The sequence below is a fragment of the Streptomyces kunmingensis genome (assembly GCF_039533535.1).
In the GTDB taxonomy this organism is placed as follows: Bacteria; Actinomycetota; Actinomycetes; order Streptomycetales; family Streptomycetaceae; genus Streptomyces; species Streptomyces kunmingensis.
On record NZ_BAAATS010000040.1, the window covers coordinates 1 to 19,994 of the forward strand.

Below are 19,994 nucleotides of genomic sequence, written 5' to 3' on the forward strand. Positions count from 1 at the left end.
GGCGTCGGGCACGTACTTCACGGTGACAACGATCCTCAAGCTCACGCCGGCTCTCCTACTGCAATCGTCTTTTACTGGGCGGCTCTGCTGCTGCGGCTGACAGCGCCTTCTAGCAGGCAGCATAGGCGCCTGAAGCGGACTCCTCCGGTCGGGGCGGCCCGCGCTCCGAACAGAATATTACTCGTCAGTACATCCACTTCTTGCCCACTGAGCAAGCGCTTTGAACTGTGACCTTGCCAACGCTGAGTAATCGTCCGGAGCAGGAACTTTCAGGGGCTCTTCAGTCCCGCAGCCCATTGAAGCGGCCCTGGTGGTAGAGGAGCGGGCGGCCCGCTCCCGCCGGGTCGCCGCAGACCGCCTCCGCGAGCACGATCCGGTGGTCCCCGGCGGGCACCCGCGCGATGACCTTGCAGACGAGCCAGGCCAGGACGCCGTCGAGGACGGGGACGCCCTCGGGGCCCTCGAACCAGCGGGTGGGGGCGCCGAAGCGGTCGGCTCCGCTACGGGCGAACGTGCCGGCGAGATCGGCCTGGTGCTCGCCGAGTATGTGCACGCCGATGTGGTCGGCCTCGGCGACGGTGGGCCAGCTGGAGGCACCCAGGCCGATACCGAACGAGATCACCGGAGGTTCGGCGGAGACGGAGGTGAGGGAGGTGGCGGTGAAGCCCACGGGGGCGCTGCCGGCCGCCGTGATCACCGCGACACCGGCGGCGTGCTGCCGGAAGACCGAGCGAAGCAGTTCGGGGGTGGCGGGACGGGCGGTGCGCAGGTCGGGCGTGGCCGTCATGGAGTTGTCCTTCTGCCGGGGGGTTCGAGCGGGGGCCGTGGCTGCGTCAGGAGACGGGACAGCGCGCGCTCGAACAGCGGGCCAGGTCGACATGGACCCGCTGGTAGAGAAGGAGTTCCGAAGGCATACGGTCAGACTGACGATACGTGCTGCGTGCAGTCAAGTGCGTTCCGTCATCTGGAAGGCGTCGCACGGAAGGTGACCGCTTCACCGAGAGCGGCGATGATGTCCGCCTTGCGCGGTTGTCCGGCCGCCCGTCGCACCTCACTGCCGTCCGCCGCGAGGACGAGCACGGTCGGTGTCCGCACGACTCCGCTCCGGCGTACGAGGTCGAGTCTGGCCTCGGCGTCGATCTCGACATGGGAGACACCGGGCACCATGGCGGCGACCTCCCCGAGGACCCGCCGGGTGGCCCGGCAGGGCGCGCAGAACGCGCTGGAGAACTGCACGAGCGTGGCCCGCTTCCCCAGGTCATGGCCCAACTGCTCGGCGTCGAACGTCATTTCACCCACCGTCATCCTGTGCCTCCCGGATCCTCCGCTTCCCGTGCAGCGCCGGAGCGCTCCGGCGTATTCCCGGACCACGTGACGAGGATTACGCGCACGGCCGGAACCAGGACTGGTCACTCGGCCGTTCTTGGGGCACGATCTGCGCAAGCCGGAAAACCTACGGCTGCGTAACTTACCGCTGGGAGCCACCTCCTCCGGAATCCTCCGGAAGAAACTCCCCACGGCAATAAGAAGGGTCCACCCCCTCCATGGCAGAGCTCGTCTACCGTCCGGTCATCGGCGCCGCTAAAACGATGTTCAAGGCGCTCGACCTGAAGATCGACTGCAAGGGCTCGGAGAACATTCCGCGCTCGGGCGGAGCCGTCCTGGTCAGCAACCACATCAGCTACCTGGACTTCATCTTCGACGGCCTCGCAGCCCTGCCCCAGAAGCGCCTTGTCCGCTTCATGGCGAAGGAGTCGGTGTTCCGGCACAAGATCTCCGGGCCGCTCATGCGCAGCATGAAGCACATCCCGGTGGACCGCGCGCAGGGTGAGCACGCCTACCAACACGCCCTGCAGTCGCTGCGCTCGGGCGAGATCATCGGGGTCTTCCCCGAGGCGACGATCTCCGAGTCGTTCACACTCAAGAGCTTCAAGACCGGCGCCGTGCGCCTCGCGCAGGAGGCCGGGGTCCCGCTGATCCCCATGGCGCTGTGGGGCACCCAGCGCGTGTGGACCAAGGGCCGTCCGCGCAACTTCAAGCGGCAGCACCTCCCGGTCACGATCCGGGTGGGCGAGGCCATGGAGGCGCCGCGCGACCAGTTCGCCGGGGCGATCACCCGCCGGCTCCGCGACCGGGTGCAGGAGCTCCTCGAAGCGGCGCAGCGCGCCTATCCCGTACGCCCCAAGGGGCCGGACGACACGTGGTGGATGCCCGCGCACCTCGGCGGGACAGCCCCGACCCCCGAAGAGGTCAAGGCCGCCGAGGCCCGCTGACCCCGCTCGTCTCAGACCGCCGGGTGGACGGTGAGCCGTGCGCCGGGGCTGAACTTCCGCAGCAGTTCGGCCAGTTCGGCGCCGGCCGCCTCCAGGCCCGCGTGCGCGCCCATGCCCTCCAGGAGGAACAGGGCGTCGACGGAGCTGTCGGTGAGGCGGGTGCGGGTGCCCTGGCGCCAGTTCCACCGGCGGCAGGTGACGCCCTCGTCGTCGCACCAGACGACCTCGCCCGCGTCCGGGTGCTCGACCGTCTCCTCGCCGGAGGCCACGGTGACGAAGTCCTCGGCCCCCGTGGCCCTGATGAGCCGCATGCCGCCCTTGATGTGGCCGAGGTCCTCGCCGCCGACCGGGATCAGATGGGCGACGCTGATGGCGTTGTAGACGTCCACCAGCGTGTTGATGCGCGGCAGGCCGCCGTCGGCGAGGGCCCGCTTGGCGAGCGCCTCCGCCGAGTTGCGCGTGCGGTTGGGCTTGGCGCCGAAGGCCGTGTACGCGGCGCGCCAGGCCACCATGTGCGGGTCCTCGTGCGGGGCGCGCCCGTCCAGGCGCTCGGCCAGGCGCCGCGCGGCGTCGTCGAGGAGGGCCGACGTCTCCGGTGTGCTGGGCGTGTTGACGAGTCCGTACGCCTCGATGGCGATGTGGTGGAAGTCCGGGGCGATCGCCCGGACGTCGTCGGAGACGGTGAGCTGGAGGGGCATGGGCTGCCTTACGGGTCGAGCGGTCACAGATCGAGCGAGTCGGGGAGGTTCTCCCAGAGGTACGGGCGGTCCGGGACGCTGCGCATAACGTCGAGCACCGCCGGATGCGGTACATCAAAGAGTACTGGATAGTCCATCTCACTGGACTCGACGTCGGGTATCCAGGCGAGCCGCTCCCCGTCGAGCGAGAACTGGGCGTCGACGCCCGGCTTGTTGCCCCGCACGTCCTGGCGGTGCCACGAGCCGTGGAAACGTACGGCGACCAGCCCGTGGACGCACCAGCCGGTGCCCGCGTCGTACGCGAGCCGCTGGTAGCAGAGCGCCGTGGGGATGTCCTCGGCGCGCAGGAGCGCGGTCAGCGCGTGGGCTTTCGCGTGGCAGATCCCGGTGCGCTTCTCCAGGACGTCCGACGCCCGCCAGGTGACCCGCAGGTCCCCGCTGTCCGCGGAGTGCGGCACGGTGTCACGGACGAACTCGTAGGCGGCGCGAGCGTATGCATATGAATCGACGGCGTCCTTCGCGAGGCGCGCGGCCGTCTCCCGCACCAGCGGGTGATGATGGTCGATGACGTCGTCCGCGGCCAGATAGGCCGACAGATCCGGGTTCTGCTGGATCAGCTGCATGATTCGGAAGCATAGAAATGCGACCGGCCGTGGTCAATGGATTTACGGCCGATCGCATATCTATGCAGACTTTGCTCGGTAGGCGGCTAGCGCGCCATCTCCTCCTTGAGCGCCGCCACGAACCCGTCGACGTCCTCCTCACGGGTGTCGAAGGCACACATCCAGCGGACGTCGCCGGCCGTCTCGTCCCAGAAGTAGAAGCGGTAGCGCTTCATGAGGCGCTCGGAGACGTCGTGCGGGAGGCGGGCGAAGACGCCGTTGGCCTGGACCGGGTAGAGGATCTCGACGCCGTCGACGGCGCGGACGCCCTCGGCGAGGCGCTGGGCCATCTCGTTCGCGTGGCGCGCGTTGCGCAGCCACAGGTCCTTGGCGAGCAGCGCCTCCAGCTGCACCGAGACGAAGCGCATCTTGGAGGCGAGCTGCATGGACAGCTTGCGCAGGTGCTTCATGTGGCGGACGGAGCTGTGGTCGAGGACGACGACGGCCTCGCCGAACAGTGCGCCGTTCTTCGTGCCGCCGAGCGAGAGGATGTCGACGCCGACCGCGTTCGTGAACGTACGCATCGGCACGTCGAGGGAGGCCGCCGCGTTGGCTATGCGCGAGCCGTCGAGGTGCACCTTCATGCCGCGCTCGTGCGCGTGGTCGCAGATCGCGCGGATCTCGTCGGGCGTGTAGAGCGTGCCCAGTTCGGTGGACTGCGTGATCGAGACGACCTGCGGCATCGCGCGGTGCTCGTCGTCCCAGCCGTACGCCTGCCGGTCGATGAGGTCGGGGGTGAGCTTGCCGTCGGGGGTCGGGACGGTGAGCAGCTTGAGGCCGCCCATGCGCTCGGGGGCGCCGCCCTCGTCGACCTGGATGTGCGCGGACTCGGCGCAGATCACCGCGCCCCAGCGGTCGGTGACCGCCTGGAGCGCGACGACGTTGGCGCCCGTGCCGTTGAAGACCGGGAACGCCTCGGCGGTCGGGCCGAAGTGGCTGCGGATGATCTGCTGGAGATGGTCCGTGTAGTCGTCCTCGCCGTACGCGACCTGGTGCCCCCCGTTGGCCAGGGCCAGGGCGGCCATGATCTCCGGGTGGGCGCCCGCGTAGTTGTCGCTGGCGAAACCCCGGATCGTGGGGTCGTGGTGCCTGCGGGCATCGGTCCTGGGCGGATTCACGGCTTCGCTGTCTACTCTGCCAGCCACAGACGGGTCCCGTTCACTTCGGCGGCGGGCTTGTTCCAGACGTCGGCGATGGCGTCGGCCAGCTCCTTGACGTCGGTGAAGCCCGCGAACTTCGCGTTGGGGCGTTCGGCGCGCATCGCGTCGTGCACCAGTGCCTTCACCACCAGGATCGCAGCCGCCTGGCGGGGCCCCGCGTCACCCCCCGCCTTGCGGAAGGCGTCGCCGAGGGCGAGCGTCCACGCCTCGGCCGCGGCCTTGGAGGCGGAGTACGCGGCATTGCCCGCGGTCGGCTTGCTCGCACCGGCGGCGCTGATCAGCAGGTAGCGGCCGCGGTCCGAGCGGCCGAGCCCCTCCTGGAAGGCGAGCGAGGTGTGCTGCACGGTGCGGATCAGGAGCTTCTCGAGCAGGTCCCAGTCGGCGAGGTCGGTCTCGGCGAAGCTCTTGCTGCCGCGCCAGCCGCCCACGAGGTGGACCAGGCCGTCGATGCGGCCGAAGTCCTTCTCGACGCGGCCGGCCCACTCGCGCGTGGCCCCGAGGTCGAGCAGGTCGACGGTGTCACCGATGACGGTGGCGCCGCCGTGCGCGTACCGCGCCTCGTCGACGGCCTCGGCGAGCCGCTCGGCGTCCGCGTCGGCGCCGACGACCGTGGCACCCGCCTCCGCGAGCCGCTTCAAAGTGGCGCGTCCGGCGGGCCCGGCGGCTCCGGCGACCGCGATCACGGCGCCGTCGAGGGAGTCCCTAATGGCGTCGGTGTCAGTCATGGCAGTCGCCTCCTGTACGGAATTGCTCATGCGGCGGTCCGCTCCGGGGCCGCCGCCCGGATGCCTTTGGTCGAGGCGACCACGGACTTGAGCTTCTTGGACAGGGCCTCATAGAACATGCTGAGCGGGAACTCGTCCGGAAGCACGTCGTCCACGAGTTTGCGCGGCGGCAGGCTCATGTCCAGGGCATCGGGGCCCTTGGCCCAGCGGGAGCCCGGGTGCGGGGCGAGGTAGGTCGACACCAGGTCGTACGCGGCGAACCAGTGCACCAGCTTCGGGCGGTCGATGCCGTCGCGGTACAGCGTCTCGATCTCGGCGCACAGCTGGTTGGTGACCTCGGGGGCGCGCTGCCAGTCGATGTGCAGCTTGTTGTCCGTCCAGCGCACGACGTCGTGCTTGTGTAGGTAGGCGAAGAGCAGCTGGCCGCCCAGACCGTCGTAGTTCTTGACGCGGTCGCCGGTGACCGGGAAGCGGAACATCCGGTCGAAGAGGACGGCGTACTGCACGTCGCGCGCCTGCGGGACGCCCTCGGCCTCCAGCTTCACGGCCTCCTTGAAGGCGGTGAGGTCGCAGCGCAGCTCCTCCAGGCCGTACATCCAGAACGGCTGGCGCTGCTTGATCATGAACGGGTCGAAGGGCAGGTCGCCGTGGCTGTGCGTGCGGTCGTGGACCATGTCCCACAGCACGAACGCCTGCTGGCAGCGGTCCTGGTCGCCGACCATCTCCGCGATGTCCGCGGGCAGTTCGACCCCCAGGATGTCGACGGCCGCCTCGGTGACGCGGCGGAAGCGGGCCGCCTCGCGGTCGCAGAAGATGCCGCCCCAGGAGAAGCGCTCGGGGGCCTCGCGCACGGCGATCGTCTCGGGGAAGAGCACCGCCGAGTTCGTGTCGTAGCCCGAGGTGAAGTCCTCGAACGTGATGCCGCAGAACAGCGGGTTGTCGTAGCGCGTGGCCTCCAGCTCGGCCAGCCACTCGGGCCAGACCATGCGCAGCACGACGGCTTCCAGATTGCGGTCCGGGTTCCCGTTCTGCGTGTACATCGGGAAGAGCACCAGGTGCTGGAGGCCGTCCTCGCGGCGGGCCGCGGGCTGGAAGGCGAGCAGCGAGTCCAGGAAGTCGGGGACCCGGTAGCCGTCGTCGGCCCAGCGGCGCAGGTCGCGGACGAGCGCCTCGTGGTACGCGGCGTCGTGCGGCAGCAGCGGGGCGAGCTGCTCGACCGCGGCGGTGACGCGGTCCAGGGCCAGGTCCGCGGCGGCCCGCGCGGGGGCGCCCTCGGCGTCGAAGTCGATCGACCCGTCCTTCTGCTGCCAGGTCCTGATCTCCTCCACGGCGTCCTTGAGCGCGGGCCACGCCGGGTGGTCCACCACCCTGTCGCCGCCCGTCCGAGCCGAAGGAACGATTCCCTCCGCGCCCGCCTGCACAAGAATTTCCGTCATGTCCCATCCTCCACGGGAGAACCTCGCGTCAGCCCACCGTATGCGCCCCAGGTTCTCCAGGACAAGGGGGTTCTCGGGAAATTATCCTGCGCACCCCCCGGTAGCACCGCTGTTTTTCCTGTCCCTCGCGCTTGAAACGATGACCTGTGCCACATGCTTCCGGGCCCGGCCCGGACGTCCCCCAGGGGCCGGGCCCCTAGGCTGTGCTCCCCGGCCACCCCGACCCCTGGAGCGCCCCGTGTTCGACCCCGTACCGGAGTACCCGTACCGCGACAGCGAACGGGCGGACGGAGCGCCCGCGGCGCACGAGCTGCTCACGCCCGTGCTCGGGCTGCTGGGGAGCTGGCACGGGCGCGGGCGCGGTGGATATCCCACGATCGACGGGGAGTTCGCGTACGCGCAGGAGGTCACCTTCCAGCACGACGGGCGTCCTTTCCTGCGGTACGACGCCCGGGCCTGGCTGCTCGGCGAGGACGACACACCGCTGCGCCCCGCGGCGCGGGAGAGCGGCTGGTGGCGGCTGCGGCCGGACGGCATCGTTGAGGCGCTGATCACCCAGCCCACCGGCATCGCGGAGATCGCGGTCGGACGCGTGGGCGACGGCACGATCGACCTCGCGACCGACAGCGTGGCGCTCACGCCCACGGCCAAGAAGGTCGAGGGGACCCGGCGCTGCTACACCCTCACCGACGCCGACACGTTGGCTTTCGAGCACGATCTGGCCGCGGTCGGACAGCCGTTGCAGCACCATCTGTCGGCGCGGCTGCGGCGCAGGACCGCGTGAGCACGCACGCGTCAACTCCCGCCGAAAAGGCGCCCTGACGAGTGATCCGGCGGCGCCTCCACCGCGCCTGCGCACGCACCGGGCGCCGCTCACCAGCGCGGAACAGAGCCGGGTCCGCAACGTGCGTCCCGACCCGCCGGACAGGCTCTAGGCTCGGACACCTGTCGCGTGTGTGACGCGTGCGCGCGGCAGCCGAGTCGCCGTCGACGGAAGCGAGACCACCTTGAACTTCCTCACCATCGGGCATCGCGGAGCCATGGGTGTCGAACCCGAGAACACTTTGCGTTCCTTCGTCGCCGCCGAGCGGGCGGGACTCGATCTCATCGAGCTCGACCTGCATCTGAGCAAGGACGGCGCGCTCGTCGTCATGCACGACGCCGACGTGGACCGGACCACGGACGGCAAGGGCCCGATCGCCGAGAAGACCCTCGACGAGCTGCGCACGCTCGACGCCGGACGCGGCGAGCGGGTGCCGGTCTTCGAGGAGGTCCTCGACGCGGTGGACTCCCCGCTCCAGGCGGAGATCAAGGACACGGCGGCCGCCCGGGCGCTCGCCGAGGTGCTGCTGCGCCGCGATCTCGTCCACCGGGTCGAGGTGATCTCCTTCCACGACGAGGCCGTGGCGGAGATCGCGCGGCTCGTGCCGGGGGTCCGTACGGCGCTCGTCGCCAGCCGCTACGGCACCGATGTCGTGCAGCGGGCCGTGGCCGTCGGCGCCACGACCCTCGTGCTGAACATCCGGCGTCTGACGCAGGAGATCGTGGAGCACGCCCGCAAGGCCGACCTGCGGATCATCGGCTGGGTCGTGAACACCCAGGACGATCTGCGGCTCGTCCGCGCGCTCGGCCTGGACGGCGCGACCACCGACTACCCGGAGATCAAGCGGACCGGTCGCTTCACCGCGTAGGGCTCACACCAGCGGCTTGACCAGCAGCTCGAACTGCAGGTCGGTCCGCTGCGGAATGCCGAAGCGCTCGTCGCCGTACGGGAAGGGGCTCATCTTTCCCGTACGGCGGTAGCCGCGGCGCTCGTAGAAGGCGATGAGCTCCTCGCGTACGGAGATCACCGTCATGTGCATCTCGCGCACGCCCCACGTCTCGCGCGCCGTGCGCTCCGCCTCCGCGATGATCACCTTGCCGAGTCCGGCGCCCTGGAGGGCGGGGCTGACCGCGAACATGCCGAAGTAGGCGTGATCGCCGCGGTGCTCCAGCTGGCAGCAGGCGACGACCGTGCCGTCGCGCTCGACGGTCAGCAGACGGCTGTCGGCGGCCTCGATGACGTCGAGCACGCCCTGCGGGTCGGTCCGCTGCCCCTGGAGGATGTCCGCCTCCGTGGTCCAGCCGGCCCGGCTGTCGTCCCCGCGGTAGGCCGACTCGATCAGCGCGACGAGCGCGTCGACATCGGCCTCGGTGGCCTCGCGAAAGCTCAGGCCATCGGTGGCGGGGTGCGGGGCGGCGGTCATGGGCGGCTCTCCGATCTCTTACGGGTACGGGTCCCGTACGGGGACGGTTCGCATACGGCTACGGGTCGCAACGTGTCGCCTACGGGTACGGGCCTGTCGGCGCCGTCGAGGTTAACCCGGTCGCAGTACTCTCCGTCGTCATGGTTCACGTACTGAGCAGCAGGGTCCTCATCAGGCCCGGTGACCCCGAGCGGTCCCGGGCGTTCTACGGCGAGGCACTGGGCCTCGCCGTCTACCGCGAGTTCGGGACCGGCCCCGAGCGGGGCACGGTCTACTTCCTGGGCGGCGGTTTCCTGGAGGTGGCGGGGCGGGCCGAACCGCCCGTGAAACCGGGGCTCCAGCTGTGGCTCCAGGTGGCGGACGTGCACGCGGCGCACGAGGAGCTGTCGGCGCGGGGCGTGACGGTGCTGCGGGAGCCGCTGACCGAGCCGTGGGGTCTGGTGGAGATGTGGATCGCCGATCCGGACGGCACCCGGATCTGTGTGGTGGAGGTGCCGCAGGAGCATCCGATCCGTTATCGGCCGGGCATCTGACATGCGGTGACGCCCGGTGCGACGCAGGATGGCGCGGGACAGGCCTTGTGTCAGGGGATTCGGCGGCGCTGATCCGGATACATGTCCGGGGCAACGCTCCTCGCCTGTCCGCACACCGTCCAGCCCAGGAGAGATCCGAACCATGACCGCTCCCCGTACCTCGACCGTGCCCCGGATTCTGATCATCGGCGGTGGGTTCGCCGGGATGGAGTGCGCCCACAAGCTGGAGAAGGAGCTGAAGCCCGGCGAAGCGGTGCTGAAGCTCATCAGCCCGATGGACCATCAGCTGTATCTGCCACTGCTGCCCCATGTGGCGTCGGGTGTCCTCACCCCGCAGTCGGTCGCCGTGCCGCTGCGCCGGATGCTGCGGCGCACCTCGATCATTCCCGGCGGCGCCATCGGCGTGGACCCGAAGGCGAAGGCCGTCGTCGTCCGGAAGATCAACGGCGAGACCGCCGTCGAGCACTACGACCAGCTGGTCCTCACCCCGGGCAGTGTGACGCGGCAGTTCGACATTCCCGGCATCGACGAGCACGCGGTGGGCGTCAAGACGCTCGCCGAGGCGGCCTGGATCCGGGACCACGTCATCTCGCAGCTGGACCTCGCGGCGGCCAGTTCGGATCCGGCCGAGCGGGAGGCGCGGCTGCAGTTCGTGGTGGTCGGCGGCGGGTACGCCGGTACGGAGACGGCGGCGTACTTGCAGCGGCTGACGACCTCGGCTGTGAAGCGGTATCCCGGGCTCGATCCGCGCGGGATCAAGTGGCACCTGATCGACGTGGCGCCGAAGCTGATGCCCGAGCTGGGCCCCCGGCTGGGTGACAAGGCGATGGAGATCCTGAACAAGCGCGGGGTCCATGTCTCGCTCGGGGTGTCCGTGGCCAAGGTCACCGAGGACCGGGTGACCTTCACCGACGGGCGTGAGCTGCCCTGCCACACGCTGATCTGGACGGCGGGCGTCGCGCCGAGCCCGCTCGTCGCGACGCTGGAGGCGGAGACGAACCGGGGCCGCCTCGTGGTCACGCCCGAACTGACCGTGCCGGGGCTCGACGGCGTCTTCGCGCTCGGCGACGCCGCGGCGGTGCCGGACCTCGTCAAGGGCGGCGACGCGATCTGCCCGCCGACGGCGCAGCACGCGATGCGGCAGGGCTGGGCGGCGGCGCGCAATGTGCTCGCGGCGGTCCGCGGGACGCCGATGACGCCGTACCGGCACAAGGACCTCGGGCTCGTCGTCGACCTCGGCGGCATCCAGGCGGTGTCGAAGCCGATGGGCATCCAGCTCACCGGGCTGCCCGCCCAGATCGTGGCCCGCGGTTACCACCTGGGGGCGCTGCGGACCCTGACGGCGCGCTTCCGTACGGCGGCGAACTGGGGGCTGAACGCGCTGGCGGGCGACGACTTCGTGCGCACCGGCTTCCAGCGGAACCGGCCCGCCACGCTCAAGGACTTCGAGATGACGGACGCGTATCTGTCGCCCGAGGAGATCCGCGCGGTGATGGCCTCGCAGGTCGCAGGGCGCTCGATGACGCCGGAGAAGCCGGAGCTTCCGATCAACTGACGCGCGCAAACGCTTCAGGCTCGGGGGCCGCCCAGGCGGCCCTCGAGTTGGGAGAGCAACTCTCCGAGCAGGGTGCTGAGTTGCGTGTCGCGGCCCTGGTCGAGGCCGGCCAGCACCGTCGACTCGTACGCGAGCTGGCGCGGCAGGATGTCGTCGACGAGGGTCCGGCCCTCCTCCGTGAGGCTCAGGTGCGACACCCGCCGGTCCCGGGTGTCGCCGCGGCGGGCCACCAGGCCCCGCTCCTGCAACTGCTTGAGCCGCTTCGTCACGGCCGCGCCGGACGAGAACGTCTCCCGGGCCAGATCGCCGGGGGTGAGTTCCCGTCCCGTGCGGCGCAGGGTGCCGAGCAGGTCGAACTCGGGCCGGGTCAGTCCGGCGTGCCGCAGAGGCGCGTCCTCGGCCTGCTGGAGCAGCGCCGCGCACCGGTTGATGCGGCCGATGATCTCCATCGGTCCGGTGTCGACGTCGGGGCGCACAGCCTGCCACTGCTGTACGACCGAGGACACGGTGTCGGGCGGCCGCGCTGCCGCCGTCTCGTCCTGCGTGCTCATGCTGCCCTGACCGGACCTTCCTCGAGCGATGCCGCTATCCGCGGGCGCCGCTGGGGTCGCCCGCCGTGTCACCAGTGTCCTCGACGGCGGCGGGCGACCCGAGCGCCTGCCTGCGGACCGTCGCCGCGAGCGTACGGTGTCCGCTCCGCTCGGCCGCGACCACCCGGTCCTCCGGCAGGGCGCGCTGCCACCATTCGCCGGCCGCGGTGTCGGCGGCGGAGCGCAGGTCCACCAGGGCCGCGGCGAGCGAGCGCCGGGCCGTCTCCAGGGCGGCGGGCCCGGGCGTGGCCGAGGCGAGGGTCCGCTCGGCGGCCTCGCGGGCGGCAGCGACGCGGCCGAGGGCCTTCTCGATGTGGTCGCCGGCGCGCCGGTTCGTCACGGCGACGGCGGCGACGACCCCGAGGAGCGCTCCGACGAGCGTGTCCACGACCCGGTCGGTGATCAGCTCGCCGGGTTCCTGGAACCGGGCGAACTCGGTGACGAGCAGCGCCATGGGCGTCACGCACAGGCTGCCGAGCCAGTAGTTGCGGGTGATGAGCGCCTCGGCCCCGAAGCTGAAGGCCATGCAGCACAGCACGAGCGCGACGGAACTGAGGTGCGCGAGCGGGACGACGGCGGCGAAGACGAGCACCCCGGCGAGGTTGCCGACGACGCGCTGGACGCCCCGGTTCCAGGTCAGCGTCACGTTGGCCTGGTAGAGCGAGGCGGCGGTGACGAGGGCCCAGTAGGGCCGTCCGATGCCGAGGGCGAGCGAGGCGTATCCGGCGAGGGCGCAGCCGACGAAGGTGCGCAGGGCGACCGGGAGCAGGGGTGAGCCGGGGCCGAGGCGCCGCCACAACGACGGGGTGCCGTCGGCGAGTTCGGCCTCGATGCCGAGCAGTTCGTCGTCGATCCCGGCGATCCGGGCGGGCCGCGGTACGGCTCCGGCGCCGCGCAGTCCGGCGGCCCAGGCGCGCAGTTGCGCCGCGTCCGCGTCGCCCGGCGCGGCGAGGGCCACCTCCGCCCGTACGACGAGCCGCTCCAGGGCGCGCCGCGCGGCGGTGCGGGCGCCGGTGGCGAGCAGGGACTGCCAGGCGGCGTGCACGGCAGCGGCGGCGGCGCCGCGGGCGGGGGTGTGCTCGGGCCGCTCCGCGTAGGCGGCGGCCGCGTTCAGTGCGCGCGCGGTGGCCCGGCGCTCGGGGCCGTGGGGGCGTACGAGCGCGGGGGCCATGCCGACGAGCCAGGCGACGGCGCCGGCGCCGAGAGTGAGGGCCAGATGGCCCGGTACCTGGCCGATGCTCTGGGGCGCGAACAGCGACGCGGAGCTGATGAACGTGAAGATCAGGTGCCCGGGCGGGCCGATCCTGGTGGCGTCGCAGAGCGTCTTCTGGGCTGCGGCGAGCACCGCGCCGATCGCCACGAGGGCCGCCGGGGACGAGAGGAGCGAGGCGGCGACGAGGGCGATCGCGATGCTCGCGAACATGCCGAGCACCACGCCGGCGAGGGCCCGGGCCCTGGCCGCGTAGGGCAGGTTGTGCCCGTACAGGGCGCAGAAGCTGCCGGCCATCGTGTACATCATCAGGTCGAGCCGGCCGAGGGCGAGCAGCGTCAGGTTCGGGAGCGCGGCGGAGACGACGACGCTCGTCGCCGGTTTGAACCAGATGTCCGACGGTTTGTTCGGACGCAGCACTCCTGCCAGCGGGAGCCGGCGGACGCTGGTGCGCGGGGAGGGAGGGGCCGGAGGTGTACTGCTCATATCTAAAACCTTAACAGGTGTTTTACTCGTAAACGATATCGGCGGTACGGGGCGCCTCCGCGCGGCTGCGCTACCGCCAGTGCTCCCCTGCGCCGCCATAAGCTCCCGTGTGCCCGGGCATCTCCACGAGAGCCGCAGAAGAGGGGGACCCGGGGTGCACGGACCGCTGTCGGCCGCCTGGCTGCTCGTCGCGCTGTGCGCGGCGACCGGCGCGTACTGCCTGCTGCGCATGCGCAGCAGGGTCGAGGAACAGCGCCGCACGGCCGGTGACGAGGCGCTCATGGGGTTCGGCATGGCGTTGATGGCCCTGCCGGCCGCGGTGCTCACACCGCCGCCCTGGGCCTGGCTGCTCTACGCGACCGTGTTCGGGGCCGCCGCCCTGCGGGCCCTGTGGGCGGCGCGCCGCGGGGCGCGCCATCTGCACCACCTGGTGGGCACGTTCGCCATGGCGTACATGGCGGTGGAGATGGCGGCGCGTCCGGCGGCGCACGCGGAGCACGGCACGGCGGGCACCCCGGCGCTCACCGGAGTGCTGCTCGGATATTTCGCGGTGTACGTCCTCTGGTCGGGGGCCCGCCTAGTGCCTGCGGCGACCGGCGCCGTGGGCGGCCCCTCGCTCGGCGGCTGGGGCGACCGGCCGGAGCTGGCGCGGGCCTGCCGGCTCTCGATGGGGATCGGCACACTGGCGATGCTGCTGACGATGTAGAGCGGGCGGGACCGCGTTCCGGACGCCACCGGGCCCCGCGCGAAACCGTGTCGTAGGTCACTTGGGACGCCAGGTCGTATCCCTGGCGTGGACCTGCCTCATAGGCTGACGACCATGACGGTCCCCGTAGCGCTGTTGCTGCTCGGCACCCTTCTCGCTGTTGTCGCCCCGCGCCTTCTCGCGCGCGCCGACTGGCCGGAGCGGGAGCCGATCGTCGCGTTGTGGGTGTGGCAGTGCGTCGTGGTGGGTGTGCTGCTCTGCTGCACCCTGTCGATGGTGCTGAGCGCGGCCTCGGCCTGGCAGGCGGTGCGCGGCCATCTGTTCGCGCCCGCCCCGCACGGGGTCGTGGACGCCTACGCGCTGCGCACCACCGGGCCCTGGGCGGCCACGGTCGCCGTGGTCCTCGCGCTCGGCGGGGCCTGGACCGCCGCCATGCTGGTCCGCGAGGTGCGCCGGGCGCGGACCCGGCGCAGGCAGCGGCGGACCGAACTGCAGGTGCGCGCACCCCTGTTGCCCGGCGAGGAGCCCGGTTCGGACCGGCTCGTGGTGCTGGAGGGCGAGCGGCCCGACGCCTGGTGGCTGCCCGGCCAGACGCCTCAACTGGTCATCACCACGGCCGCTTTGCGCCGCCTGAAGGGTCGTCAGCTCGACGCGGTGCTCGCGCACGAGGAGGGACACGCGCAGTGGCGGCACGACTGGCTGCTGCACTCCTCGGGCGCGCTGGCCGCCGGATTCCCGCAGGTGCCGGTGTTCGCCGCGTTCCGCGACCAGATGCACCGGCTGGTCGAACTGGCCGCCGACGATGTGGCCTCGCGCCGCTTCGGCCGCCTCACCATCGCGCTGGCCCTGGTCGAACTCAACGAGGACCGCGGGGTGTTCGGGCCCTGCCCGACCCCGCACACGCACGTTCCGCAGCGCGTGCACCGGCTGCTCACGCCGCCGTCGCGGCTGACCCCGGCCCGCCGGCTGCGGCTGACCGCGGCCGCCGCGCTGGTGCCTCTCGCCCCGCTGCTGGTGACGTTCATGCCGGGTCTGCGCGCGTTGGGATAGTGTGCGCGGCCCGTTTCGGGTGAGGATCACAAGCATGCACCCGGCGCGACTCGACTCCCCGTCCCGGCCGCGCGCCCCGCTCACGGCGGCGCTCGCGACCGCCTGCCTCCTGCTGCTGCTTCTCGTGGCGGCCGGCTGGAGCCCGCTCCTGGACCTGGACGGCTCCATCGTCCGGGCCCTGCACCGCAGAGCGGTCGCCGACCCCGGGCTCACCCACACCAACCGCATCCTCTCGGACTGGGTGTGGGATCCCTGGGCGATGCGGGCCGCGTGCGCGGTGATCGTGGCGCTCTTGGTGTGGCGGCTGCGCGACCGGGTGCTCGGGATGTGGCTGCTGGTGACCTGCGCGCTCGGCACGCTCGTCCAGCAGGCCCTCAAGGCGGCCGTCGGCCGGCCCCGGCCGGTGTGGAGCGATCCGGTGGACTCGGCGCACTTCGCGGCGTTCCCCTCGGGGCACGCGATGACGGCGACCGTCGTGTGCGGCCTCGCGCTGTGGCTGCTGCGCCGGTACGGGGCCGGGCCCGTCCTGTGGGGCGTGGCCCTGGCCGTCTCTGTGGTGTCGGTGCTCGGCGTGGGCCTGACCCGGCTGTGGCTCGGGGTGCACTGGCCCTCGGACGTACTGGGCGGCTGGCTGCTCGGGGCGCTGACCGTGGCCCTGTCCACCACCGCGTACGAGAAGTGGCGTGGCCCGAACAGCCGCCCTTGACCAGTGACTTCGCCGCCGCGCAGGATCGGACGCATGACGATCAAAGCGGTGCTCTTCGACTTCTCAGGGACGCTCTTCCGTATCGAGTCCACCTCCTCGTGGCTGCGCGCGGTGCTCGACGAGACCCGGCTGACGCTGCCCGAGGCCGAGTTCACGCGCGCGGCGCAGGGGCTGCACGACGCCGGGGCGCTGCCCGGCGGCACGACGACCCACGTCACCGTCCCCGAGCACCTCGCCGAGCTGATGGCGGTGCGGGACGTGGACGCCACCCGGCACCGGGCCGCGTACACGGGCCTGGCCCGCGAGGTGCCGCTCCCCGACGAGCGGCTCTACGACGCCCTGTACGAGCGCCACATGCTCCCGGCCGCCTGGCACCCCTACCCCGACGCGCTCGACGTGCTGTCGGCGCTGCGCGAGCGCGGGATCCCGGTGGCCGTCGTCAGCAACATCGGCTGGGACCCGCGCCCCGTCTTCGTGGAGCACGGGCTGGACCGTTACGTCGACGCGTACGTCCTGTCGTACCGGCACGGCGTCACGAAGCCGGACCCGCGTCTGTTCACGGCCGCGTGCGAGGCGCTGGGCGTGACCCCGGGCGATGCCCTGATGGTCGGTGACGACCGGCGGGCGGACGCCGGTGCCGCGGCGCTGGGCTGCGCGGTGCACTTCGTGGACCATCTGCCGGTGGACGAGCGGCCCGATGGACTGCGTCCGGTGCTCGACCTGCTCTGAGCGCCTGCCTTCGAGGCGGCCGAGCGTCCGGCACGCGAAAAGCCGGCCCCCGGGCAGCGCCGACACTGTCCGGAGACCGGCGGTCAGCTCTGTGACACGGCCGTATCGGACGATCCCCCGCGTCGCCCGATACGACCGGCCCACCCGTGCACACCGCACCCAGAAGGCCGACGGCCGGGAAGCGCTGAGTATAGTTGGCTGCGAGCCAGTCAACGCAGGAGTCAAGGATGTCCCCCCGAAGCGCATCGGTCAATGAGGAGTTGCGCCGACGTTCCCGCGAACGGCTTCTGCAGGCGACTCTCGAACTCGTCGGGGAGCACGGGTACGACGCGACGACCCTCGGCGACATCGCGGACCGCGCCGGTTCCGCACGAGGTCTGGTCTCGTACTACTTCCCGGGCAAGCGCCAGTTGCTGCAGTCCGCGGTGCACCGGCTGATGCACCGCACCCTCGAAGAGGCCCTGGAGCGCGAGCCGCGCACGCAGGACGGGGACGAGCGCCTCGCCAGGGCCGTCGACGCGATCCTGGGTCTGGCCAGGGACCAGCCGGTGCTGATGCGGACGCACATGGCGGGGATCCTGCAGGCCGAGGGGTTCGTGCAGTGTCCGGAGCAGCAGCGGCTCGCGGCGCTGCTGCGCGACACCGTCCTGCGGCACGGCACGCTCGACGTCGACCGGGACTATCCGCTGCTGCGCGCCGTACTGATGGGCGCGGTGTTCGCGATGCTGGTGCCGGGTGCGCCGATGCCGATGGTGGCGCTGCGCACCGAGCTGTTCAAACGCTACGAGCTGGGCTGGGAGCAGGGTTTCCCGCCGGACGACAGCGACGAGGAGTCGCCCGGTGGAAGTCCCGCGCACGGCCGGCCGGCCGATTTCTCCCGCTACTTCGAGCGGTTGCGGCCGGCCGCCGACAGCGACGGTCCGTCGACTCAGTCGAAGTAGTCCGGCTGCGTCTGGACGTTGAGCTCGTCCATACGGATCCGCTTGGCCGGATCCGTCCGCTTGTCGCTGAGCTTCAGGACGTCGAAGCCCTTCTGGATGTCGTTGGAGTAGATGTAGCCGTTGTAGTAGTACGCCGACCACGAGCCGCCGAGGGTGAGCGTGTCGGTGCTCACCGGGCCGCGCTCGAAGTACCCGATCTCCTTGGGCTTCGAGGAGTTCGTGAAGTCCCAGACCGAGACGCCGCCCTGGTACCAGGCCTGGACCATGAGGTCCTTGCCCTTGACGGGGATCAGCGAGCCGTTGTGCGCGACGCAGTTCTCGGTGTCGGCCTGGTGGCGCGGGATCTTGAAGTAGCTGCGGAAGACGAGCTTGCGCTTGTCGCCCTTGCCGACGATGTCGTAGATGCCGTCCGCGCCGCGGTCCTGGCCGATCTCGGCGTTGCAGGTGGCCGCTCCGCCGCCGCCCAGCTCGTCGGTGAACACAACCTTGTTCGCCTTCTGGTTGAAGGTCGCCGAGTGCCAGAACGCGAAGTTCACGTTGTCCTGGACCCGGTCGATGACCTTCGGGTTCGCCGGGTCCTTGATGGAGAACAGGATGCCGTCACCCATGCAGGCACCGGCGGCGAGGTCCTCGGAGGGCAGCACCGTGATGTCGTGGCAGCCCGTGGTCTTGGAGACGCCGGGGTTGGTGGGCGCACCCGGGTTGCCGCCGCCGTCCGCGCCCTCACCGGGGAACAGCACGGGGAAGTTGACCACGGCCGCCTTCTGCGGGGCCTTGCGCGGCACCTTGATGACCGAGATGCCGTCGTGCGGCGGCTGACAGTCGGGGAACGAGGCGCTCGGCGAGTACGAGGAGACGTAGACGTAGACGTCCTTCTTCTCCGGCACCAGGGTGTGCGTGTGCGAGCCGCACGCGGTCTCGACGGCGGCGACGTACTTCGGGTTCCGCTTGTCGCTGATGTCGAAGACCTTCATGCCCTCCCACGACGACTTCTCGGTCGCGGGCTGGGTGGTGGAGGCGCAGGAGTTGTCGCTGCGGGAGCTGTCCGTGGACAGGAACAGCAGGTTCCCGGAGACGGAGATGTCGTTCTGCGAGCCCGGGCACAGGACCTGCGAGACGGTTCTGGGAGCCTTCGGGTTGCTGATGTCGAAGATGCGGAAACCGTCGTAGTTCCCGGCGAAGGCGTACTTGCCCTGGAACGCGAGGTCCGTGTTGTAGTTGGGCAGCGCGTCCTTGGGCAGGTTGGCGAGGTGCTGGATGTTGTCCGAGTGGACGATCTCGTCCTGGCCGGGTATCTCACCGGCGGCGATCGCCGCCTCGGCCTCGGTCTCGGCGCTCTTCGAGACGCTCTTGGGCGCCGTGGAGCGGTCGCCCGGGTCGGGCGTCGCCGACACCGGTCCCGCGGCCAGAAGTGCCGCGAGGAGTCCGGCGGCGGCCGCCCCGACTCCCAGGCGTCTGCGGCGCGTTCGGGTGGAGTCCTGCAACAGGGTCACTGTTGTCTCCCTGACTGACGATGACGTCATTGATACGTGAACGGTTCACGGATCCCCCGAGTATCGTCTTCATCATGCTCAGATCAACAGATGGCAACAGACTCGTCATCAAAGTTGCTGTTCCCGCGCTGCTCGCGGCGCTCGCGCTGGGTTTGACCGGGTGCGACTCGAAAGGGGCGGAACAGGCCAACTCCGCCGCGTCCAGTGGCCCTTCGGTCATCGCGCCGGGCAAACCCGGCGAGGCCGCGGAGACCCTGTCGGCGCAGGACGCGCAGCGGCGCGGCGCGGACGACAAGCCGAATTCGGCCGATGTCCGCTACGCGCAGATGATGATCCAGCACCACGAGCAGGCCCTGAAGATGACCGGACTCGCCCCTGAGCAGGCCGAGTCGGGCGCGCTGAAACGGCTCGCCGAGCGGATCGCCGCCGCCCAGGGACCGGAGGTCGCCGTGATGCGCGGCTGGCTGAAGCAGCACGGGCGCGGCGCGGAGCCCGAGGGTCACGACGGGCACGAGGCGATGCCGGGGATGGCGAGCGAGGCGCAGCTCAAGAGCCTGCGGGCGGCGCGGGGCAAGGCGTTCGACACGTTGTTCCTGAAGTTGATGATCACCCACCACCAGGGCGCCGTGACGATGGCCACGGACGTGAAGAGCCAGGGGAACGACGTGCAGGTGGAGGAGATGGCGGACGACGTGATCGCGCAGCAGACGACGGAGATCAGCCGGATGCGCGACATGTCCTGAACGGCGGCGGTTCGCGCGGAGATGGCGTCCGGGATCTCCCCGGAGGCGGCCG

The 19,994-nt window shown here is 71.0% G+C and carries 22 protein-coding genes; 11 read left to right on the top strand and 11 right to left on the bottom strand.

Annotated elements, in window-relative coordinates:
• Positions 1–280: 280 nt before the first annotated feature.
• Both ABD366_RS37090 and ABD366_RS37095 read right to left on the bottom strand, forming a co-directional pair.
• Positions 281–787 carry a flavin reductase family protein gene (locus tag ABD366_RS37090; protein WP_324768757.1) on the bottom strand — a complete coding sequence of 169 codons (507 nt, stop codon included), beginning with the start codon at positions 785–787 and terminating at the stop codon, positions 281–283.
• A 173-nt stretch (positions 788–960) separates the two neighbouring features.
• Positions 961–1,305: a thioredoxin family protein gene (locus tag ABD366_RS37095; RefSeq protein WP_411293696.1), complete on the bottom strand. Its 345-nt coding sequence runs from the start codon at positions 1,303–1,305 to the stop codon at positions 961–963.
• 239 nt (positions 1,306–1,544) lie between these two features.
• On the opposite strand from ABD366_RS37095, the gene ABD366_RS37100 reads away from it, so the two are divergent.
• Positions 1,545–2,273: a lysophospholipid acyltransferase family protein gene (locus tag ABD366_RS37100; protein ID WP_324768760.1), complete on the top strand. Its 729-nt coding sequence runs from the start codon at positions 1,545–1,547 to the stop codon at positions 2,271–2,273.
• An 11-nt stretch (positions 2,274–2,284) separates the two neighbouring features.
• Here ABD366_RS37100 and ABD366_RS37105 read toward each other — a convergent pair whose 3' ends face one another.
• The 5 genes from ABD366_RS37105 to ABD366_RS37125 all read right to left on the bottom strand — a co-directional run bounded on the left by ABD366_RS37105 (position 2,285) and on the right by ABD366_RS37125 (position 6,954).
• Positions 2,285–2,971, bottom strand: a complete 687-nt coding sequence (locus tag ABD366_RS37105) for a B3/B4 domain-containing protein (protein ID WP_324768762.1) — start codon at positions 2,969–2,971, stop codon at positions 2,285–2,287.
• Positions 2,972–2,994: 23 nt separating this feature from the next.
• On the bottom strand, positions 2,995–3,594 hold the full coding sequence (locus ABD366_RS37110) for a transglutaminase-like domain-containing protein (RefSeq protein WP_324768763.1): 600 nt from the start codon (positions 3,592–3,594) through the stop codon (positions 2,995–2,997).
• Positions 3,595–3,680: 86 nt separating this feature from the next.
• Complete coding sequence (locus ABD366_RS37115; protein WP_324768764.1) at positions 3,681–4,751, bottom strand: threonine aldolase family protein; 1,071 nt, start codon at positions 4,749–4,751, stop codon at positions 3,681–3,683.
• 11 nt (positions 4,752–4,762) lie between these two features.
• A complete protein-coding gene (locus tag ABD366_RS37120) occupies positions 4,763–5,548 on the bottom strand; it encodes an SDR family NAD(P)-dependent oxidoreductase (protein ID WP_411293697.1) in 786 nt (261 codons plus the stop codon).
• On the bottom strand, positions 5,545–6,954 hold the full coding sequence (locus tag ABD366_RS37125) for a DUF6421 family protein (RefSeq protein WP_324768766.1): 1,410 nt from the start codon (positions 6,952–6,954) through the stop codon (positions 5,545–5,547). The genes ABD366_RS37120 and ABD366_RS37125 overlap by 4 nt, the downstream gene beginning before the upstream one ends.
• A 238-nt stretch (positions 6,955–7,192) precedes the next feature.
• Between ABD366_RS37125 and ABD366_RS37130 the strand changes: the two genes are divergently transcribed.
• Both ABD366_RS37130 and ABD366_RS37135 read left to right on the top strand, forming a co-directional pair.
• Positions 7,193–7,738, top strand: coding sequence for a nitrobindin family protein (locus ABD366_RS37130; protein ID WP_324768767.1), 546 nt, complete (start codon positions 7,193–7,195; stop codon positions 7,736–7,738).
• 223 nt (positions 7,739–7,961) lie between these two features.
• On the top strand, positions 7,962–8,645 hold the full coding sequence (locus ABD366_RS37135; RefSeq protein ID WP_324768774.1) for a glycerophosphodiester phosphodiesterase: 684 nt from the start codon (positions 7,962–7,964) through the stop codon (positions 8,643–8,645).
• Between the two features lie 3 nt (positions 8,646–8,648).
• Here the strand turns inward: ABD366_RS37135 and ABD366_RS37140 are convergent, their stop codons facing one another.
• The gene (locus tag ABD366_RS37140) at positions 8,649–9,200 is read right to left on the bottom strand and encodes a GNAT family N-acetyltransferase (RefSeq protein WP_324768768.1); all 552 of its coding nucleotides are present in this window, start codon (positions 9,198–9,200) and stop codon (positions 8,649–8,651) included.
• Positions 9,201–9,340: 140 nt separating this feature from the next.
• Here ABD366_RS37140 and ABD366_RS37145 point away from each other — a divergent pair, with 140 nt between their 5' ends.
• Together ABD366_RS37145 and ABD366_RS37150 are read left to right on the top strand one after the other, a co-directional pair.
• A complete protein-coding gene (locus ABD366_RS37145; protein ID WP_324768769.1) occupies positions 9,341–9,733 on the top strand; it encodes a VOC family protein in 393 nt (130 codons plus the stop codon).
• A 142-nt stretch (positions 9,734–9,875) separates the two neighbouring features.
• Positions 9,876–11,288 (top strand): NAD(P)/FAD-dependent oxidoreductase, encoded by a 1,413-nt coding sequence (locus ABD366_RS37150; protein WP_324768770.1) that lies wholly within the window; start codon positions 9,876–9,878, stop codon positions 11,286–11,288.
• A 14-nt stretch (positions 11,289–11,302) separates the two neighbouring features.
• On the opposite strand, the gene ABD366_RS37155 is transcribed toward ABD366_RS37150, so the two are convergent.
• Both ABD366_RS37155 and ABD366_RS37160 read right to left on the bottom strand, forming a co-directional pair.
• Positions 11,303–11,839: a MarR family winged helix-turn-helix transcriptional regulator gene (locus ABD366_RS37155; RefSeq protein ID WP_324768771.1), complete on the bottom strand. Its 537-nt coding sequence runs from the start codon at positions 11,837–11,839 to the stop codon at positions 11,303–11,305.
• Between the two features lie 34 nt (positions 11,840–11,873).
• Positions 11,874–13,574 (bottom strand): FUSC family protein, encoded by a 1,701-nt coding sequence (locus ABD366_RS37160; protein WP_344443270.1) that lies wholly within the window; start codon positions 13,572–13,574, stop codon positions 11,874–11,876.
• A gap of 154 nt (positions 13,575–13,728) precedes the next feature.
• On the opposite strand from ABD366_RS37160, the gene ABD366_RS37165 reads away from it, so the two are divergent.
• The 5 genes from ABD366_RS37165 to ABD366_RS37185 all read left to right on the top strand — a co-directional run bounded on the left by ABD366_RS37165 (position 13,729) and on the right by ABD366_RS37185 (position 17,706).
• Positions 13,729–14,280, top strand: coding sequence for a DUF5134 domain-containing protein (locus ABD366_RS37165; RefSeq protein WP_324772957.1), 552 nt, complete (start codon positions 13,729–13,731; stop codon positions 14,278–14,280).
• A gap of 114 nt (positions 14,281–14,394) precedes the next feature.
• The gene (locus tag ABD366_RS37170; RefSeq protein ID WP_324772955.1) at positions 14,395–15,330 is read left to right on the top strand and encodes a M56 family metallopeptidase; all 936 of its coding nucleotides are present in this window, start codon (positions 14,395–14,397) and stop codon (positions 15,328–15,330) included.
• A gap of 34 nt (positions 15,331–15,364) precedes the next feature.
• The gene (locus ABD366_RS37175) at positions 15,365–16,036 is read left to right on the top strand and encodes a phosphatase PAP2 family protein (RefSeq protein WP_324772953.1); all 672 of its coding nucleotides are present in this window, start codon (positions 15,365–15,367) and stop codon (positions 16,034–16,036) included.
• Positions 16,037–16,069: 33 nt separating this feature from the next.
• On the top strand, positions 16,070–16,765 hold the full coding sequence (locus ABD366_RS37180; protein WP_324772951.1) for an HAD family hydrolase: 696 nt from the start codon (positions 16,070–16,072) through the stop codon (positions 16,763–16,765).
• A 227-nt stretch (positions 16,766–16,992) separates the two neighbouring features.
• Entirely contained in the window at positions 16,993–17,706 is a 714-nt protein-coding gene (locus ABD366_RS37185) for a TetR/AcrR family transcriptional regulator (RefSeq protein WP_324772949.1), read from the top strand.
• Here the strand turns inward: ABD366_RS37185 and ABD366_RS37190 are convergent.
• On the bottom strand, positions 17,694–19,229 hold the full coding sequence (locus tag ABD366_RS37190) for an LVIVD repeat-containing protein (protein ID WP_411293828.1): 1,536 nt from the start codon (positions 19,227–19,229) through the stop codon (positions 17,694–17,696). The genes ABD366_RS37185 and ABD366_RS37190 overlap by 13 nt on opposite strands.
• Positions 19,230–19,273: 44 nt before the next feature.
• Here ABD366_RS37190 and ABD366_RS37195 point away from each other — a divergent pair, with 44 nt between their 5' ends.
• Positions 19,274–19,942: a DUF305 domain-containing protein gene (locus ABD366_RS37195; protein WP_324772945.1), complete on the top strand. Its 669-nt coding sequence runs from the start codon at positions 19,274–19,276 to the stop codon at positions 19,940–19,942.
• Positions 19,943–19,994 lie beyond the last annotated feature (52 nt).

Coding starts and splice junctions, on each gene's coding strand:
- ABD366_RS37090 (WP_324768757.1), bottom strand. CDS start 787: ATGACGGCCACGCCCGACCTGCGCACCGCCCGTCCCGCCACCCCCGAA.
- ABD366_RS37195 (WP_324772945.1), top strand. CDS start 19,274: ATGCTCAGATCAACAGATGGCAACAGACTCGTCATCAAAGTTGCTGTT.
- ABD366_RS37145 (WP_324768769.1), top strand. CDS start 9,341: ATGGTTCACGTACTGAGCAGCAGGGTCCTCATCAGGCCCGGTGACCCC.
- ABD366_RS37170 (WP_324772955.1), top strand. CDS start 14,395: ATGACGGTCCCCGTAGCGCTGTTGCTGCTCGGCACCCTTCTCGCTGTT.
- ABD366_RS37175 (WP_324772953.1), top strand. CDS start 15,365: ATGCACCCGGCGCGACTCGACTCCCCGTCCCGGCCGCGCGCCCCGCTC.
- ABD366_RS37120 (WP_411293697.1), bottom strand. CDS start 5,548: ATGAGCAATTCCGTACAGGAGGCGACTGCCATGACTGACACCGACGCC.
- ABD366_RS37140 (WP_324768768.1), bottom strand. CDS start 9,200: ATGACCGCCGCCCCGCACCCCGCCACCGATGGCCTGAGCTTTCGCGAG.
- ABD366_RS37190 (WP_411293828.1), bottom strand. CDS start 19,229: ATGACGTCATCGTCAGTCAGGGAGACAACAGTGACCCTGTTGCAGGAC.
- ABD366_RS37155 (WP_324768771.1), bottom strand. CDS start 11,839: ATGAGCACGCAGGACGAGACGGCGGCAGCGCGGCCGCCCGACACCGTG.
- ABD366_RS37125 (WP_324768766.1), bottom strand. CDS start 6,954: ATGACGGAAATTCTTGTGCAGGCGGGCGCGGAGGGAATCGTTCCTTCG.
- ABD366_RS37150 (WP_324768770.1), top strand. CDS start 9,876: ATGACCGCTCCCCGTACCTCGACCGTGCCCCGGATTCTGATCATCGGC.
- ABD366_RS37100 (WP_324768760.1), top strand. CDS start 1,545: ATGGCAGAGCTCGTCTACCGTCCGGTCATCGGCGCCGCTAAAACGATG.
- ABD366_RS37185 (WP_324772949.1), top strand. CDS start 16,993: ATGTCCCCCCGAAGCGCATCGGTCAATGAGGAGTTGCGCCGACGTTCC.
- ABD366_RS37110 (WP_324768763.1), bottom strand. CDS start 3,594: ATGCAGCTGATCCAGCAGAACCCGGATCTGTCGGCCTATCTGGCCGCG.
- ABD366_RS37105 (WP_324768762.1), bottom strand. CDS start 2,971: ATGCCCCTCCAGCTCACCGTCTCCGACGACGTCCGGGCGATCGCCCCG.
- ABD366_RS37180 (WP_324772951.1), top strand. CDS start 16,070: ATGACGATCAAAGCGGTGCTCTTCGACTTCTCAGGGACGCTCTTCCGT.
- ABD366_RS37095 (WP_411293696.1), bottom strand. CDS start 1,305: ATGACGGTGGGTGAAATGACGTTCGACGCCGAGCAGTTGGGCCATGAC.
- ABD366_RS37160 (WP_344443270.1), bottom strand. CDS start 13,574: ATGAGCAGTACACCTCCGGCCCCTCCCTCCCCGCGCACCAGCGTCCGC.